This window comes from uncultured Nevskia sp. (assembly GCF_903885465.1).
In the GTDB taxonomy this organism is placed as follows: domain Bacteria; phylum Pseudomonadota; class Gammaproteobacteria; order Nevskiales; family Nevskiaceae; genus Nevskia.
This window is the reverse complement of record NZ_CAISIQ010000197.1, coordinates 1-3,154: the sequence shown is the minus strand read 5'-3', so window position 1 is coordinate 3,154 and position 3,154 is coordinate 1. Positions and strand designations below refer to the sequence as shown.

Annotated in this window: 5 protein-coding genes; all 5 read right to left on the bottom strand. The window is 62.3% G+C overall.

Features of this window, described 5'->3' with window-relative positions:
- Nucleotides 1-287 (bottom strand): SDR family oxidoreductase (locus tag QZY06_RS07565; RefSeq protein ID WP_295682377.1); only part of this gene is annotated, 287 nt, incomplete at its 3' end.
- 23 nt (nucleotides 288-310) lie between these two features.
- The gene (locus QZY06_RS07560) at nucleotides 311-1,273 is read right to left on the bottom strand and encodes an AgmX/PglI C-terminal domain-containing protein (RefSeq protein WP_295682373.1); all 963 of its coding nucleotides are present in this window, start codon (nucleotides 1,271-1,273) and stop codon (nucleotides 311-313) included.
- Entirely contained in the window at nucleotides 1,270-1,821 is a 552-nt protein-coding gene (locus tag QZY06_RS07555; protein WP_295682366.1) for a biopolymer transporter ExbD, read from the bottom strand. The genes QZY06_RS07560 and QZY06_RS07555 overlap by 4 nt, the downstream gene beginning before the upstream one ends.
- A complete protein-coding gene (locus QZY06_RS07550; RefSeq protein ID WP_295682364.1) occupies nucleotides 1,818-2,330 on the bottom strand; it encodes a biopolymer transporter ExbD in 513 nt (170 codons plus the stop codon). Before QZY06_RS07550 ends, QZY06_RS07555 begins: the two co-directional genes overlap by 4 nt.
- Before the next feature lie 34 nt (nucleotides 2,331-2,364).
- Entirely contained in the window at nucleotides 2,365-2,997 is a 633-nt protein-coding gene (locus QZY06_RS07545; RefSeq protein ID WP_293392536.1) for a MotA/TolQ/ExbB proton channel family protein, read from the bottom strand.
- Nucleotides 2,998-3,154: the final 157 nt, after the last annotated feature.

The following is a 3,154-nucleotide window of genomic DNA, read 5'->3' as shown; positions in this document are numbered from 1 at the left end:
GGCGCGAAGCCGATCGAATGAATGACGATGTCGATGCCGTCCCACTTCGATTTCAGCGTATCGAACACGGCCGCGATCTCGGCATCACGGGTCACATCGAGCGGCAGCACGATGTCCGAACCCTGCTCGTGGGCGAATTCCTCGACTCTGCTCTTGAGCTTGTCACCCTGATAGGTGAAGGCCAGTTCGGCACCTTCGCGGCGCATTGCTTCGGCAATGCCGGTGGCGATCGAGCGTTCGCTGGCAACGCCCGTCACCAATGCTTTTTTACCCTGAAGAAAGCCCATGATTTTCTAGATTTTGTGTGGTGTTACTGAGGAATGTAGTTGAGCGGATAGTCGAGTGTGAAATTCGGGCCGGCCTTGGCGCCGAAGTTCATAAGCTTGATGCGTTCGACAATCTTGCGCTCAAGATCAGCATCTCCATAGCTGCTCGACAGCATGGTGCACGAGACGACCGAACCGTTCGGCGCAATCGTCAGACGTACCACGATCTTGCCGGCGCCGATGTCGGCATTGTCCCGCGCTGCGCGGTTGAAGATCGCGTAGAACGGTCCCTGGTTCCTTGCGAATACCGCTTGCACTTCGCTGGCATTGCGGCCGCCGTCCGGTCCTGGTGGACCGCCCTTGGCCGGGCCATTGCCGCTGCCCAAGGGGCTGCTGACCTTGCCGGTGCTGCGCGAACCGACGCCAACGCCGTCCTGCGACGAAGTAACGCCATTGCCGTTCCGGATGCCGCCGCTGTTGGCAGTCGCCGAGGCGGCGATGGCATCGGCCGACGCGGCAGAACCGATACCGCTCTTCGAGGTGATCGTCGACGAGCTCAGCGGCTGATCGCTGGTCGCGCTGGCCAGATTCTGGTCGCGCAAGCTGCTCAGTGCATCCTTCATCGCCAGCAGACCGGACTTCTCGGCCACTTCCTTCGCCGTCGGCTCAGGCTTGGCCTGGACCACGGTCGGTGGCTTTTCGATCGGTTTCGGCTTCACCTGTTCAATCGGCTTGACCGGCTTCGGCGCTTCCTTGACGGGTTCGACGACCTTCTCCGGCTCCGGCTTCTTGACCTCAGGTTCCGGAAGCAGCTCGACGTACTGAGAGCTGTCGAACTCGGGCAGCGGCTTGGGCTCGGGCGCCACGTAGAAAAAGTGGGTCAGTACCACCAGCACGAGAGCGGGAATGGCGACGCTGATGAAGATGCGCCGAAACCGGCGATCGGCTTCCTCGATCAGCTGCCAGGCATCCCAGCGAATGGTCCGCGACATGGTCGGCGCGTTCATGGCGTGGCTCCGAGACCGGCGCTACCCACCGCGTTGATCGAACGACGGTTCACCGACAGCGAGATACGCGCGAACTGCGCGTCACCACAAGTCGCCATGATCTTCTTCAGCAGCGCGTAGGGGATGGCCTTGTCGGCCAAGATATTGACCTCGCCGCGGGTCTGCGTGCCGGCCGCCGTCTCGGCGCCTTGCATGGCGACCAGTGGGCTGAGCATCAGCTGTGCCTTGAGCGGCTCCAGGATGTTGCCTGGCGTCGCCTGAGCGTCTTCGAGGCTCATCACCACGGCTCCTTGCCAGGTGACGCCGTCAGTCGACACGGTCAGCACGCCGGTATCGTTCGGCGGCTGCACGGTGGCGGCCAGCGGCAGCGTCAGCGACTTCGGCGTGCGGATCTGCTGCACCGCCGTGGAGCTGAGCAGCAGGAAGATCAGCAGCGAGGTAAAGATGTCGATCATCGGCACCAGATTCAGGCCGACCGCGCCTGGGGTCTCGGTGCGCTGGGCCTTGCGCAGGATGCGTTTGCGCTTGGCAGAAGTGCGCAGGCTCATGGCTTCTTGGCTCCGGCAACGACCGGGGCATCGCCCAGCGAAATCTGCGGGAACAGTTCGACGGTATCCGGCCCGGTGGCAGTCAGATCGACTCTCACGGCATCCATTACCGACACCAGCACTTCGTAGGCAATCCCTGGCTCCAGCAGCAAGGTCACCTTGGATTCGGCCGGCAGCCGCTTCTTGGTCTCGCGCATCAGCACCGACAGCGCTTCGAAGTCATAGCCGTCTGCCTTCGATGGCACTGCGCGCACGATGTAGCCGTTATCGCTGAGCGCCAGATCGTTCTTGCGGATCAGCACGGAGAGATTGTGCGGCGGCGGCTCCGAGGCCGAGGCGTTGTCGTTCGGCAGATTGATGCCCAGGATCGACAGGCCGATCGAGTTCACCAACAGGAAGAACATGAGCACGGTCAGGATGTCGATCATCGACACCAGATTCAGCTCGGTGCTGCGCTTGCGCCTGACCCGGCGCAGTGCGCGTCGAGTGTCGCGGGAAATACCCTGCATCATCGGCGGATCGTCCCTTTGGTACCGCGGACCATTACTTCTTGAGGCCGAGGCTGTTCAGGAACTTCACCGATGCGATCTCGAGGCTGTCGATCATCTCGTCGGTCTTGGTCACCAGCCAGGCGTGGATCAGCAGCAGCGGAATCGCCGTGATCAGGCCGAAGGCGGTGCAGTTCATGGCGACGGCGACGGCGGCCGACAGCTGATCCTGCTTCTGCGCCGGGTTGACACCGGAGACCGCCGTGAAGCCTGCGATCAGGCCGACGATGGTGCCGAGCAGGCCGAACAGAGTCGCCACGTTCGCGAAGGTCGCGAGATAGTGGGTACGACGCTCGAGCTGCGGCGTCACTTCCATCAGGCTTTCTTCCATTGCCAGTTCGACTTCCTCGCGGCTGGTCGCGCCGCGCGAGCGGGCGAGGCCGTAGCCGAGGACGCGGCCGATGGCCGTCGTGGAAGCGGCGGCAATCGCTTCGGCTTCTTCGTGGCGGCCGGCGTTGACCAGCGGCATCAGCTTGGCCCAAACCTCGCGGTTCTCGACGGAAGCGCGGCGCAGGTAGATCAGACGTTCGATGGTGATCGCGAGCCCGATGACGAGCACGACCAGGATCGGGTACATGAACTCACCGCCGGCTGTGAAGTAGCGAATGACGGTGGAAAAAAACTCCATGGGAATTCCTCGGTTTCGGGTTGCTTGAAAGAAGTGAGAGTGTTACTTCGCAGCGCCTTGACGCTTGCGGAATGCAGTGATCGTTTCGTAATACTCGATCTGGCGACGGAAAGTTGCCGGGTCGATCGGTTCCAAGGCTTCATCGACCAGACGAGCG

Bases quoted from the DNA above. Each gene is read 5' to 3' on its own strand.
- QZY06_RS07545 (WP_293392536.1), bottom strand. From the start codon at position 2,997: ATGGAGTTTTTTTCCACCGTCATTCGCTACTTCACAGCCGGCGGTGAG.
- QZY06_RS07555 (WP_295682366.1), bottom strand. From the start codon at position 1,821: ATGAGCCTGCGCACTTCTGCCAAGCGCAAACGCATCCTGCGCAAGGCC.
- QZY06_RS07560 (WP_295682373.1), bottom strand. From the start codon at position 1,273: ATGAACGCGCCGACCATGTCGCGGACCATTCGCTGGGATGCCTGGCAG.
- QZY06_RS07550 (WP_295682364.1), bottom strand. From the start codon at position 2,330: ATGCAGGGTATTTCCCGCGACACTCGACGCGCACTGCGCCGGGTCAGG.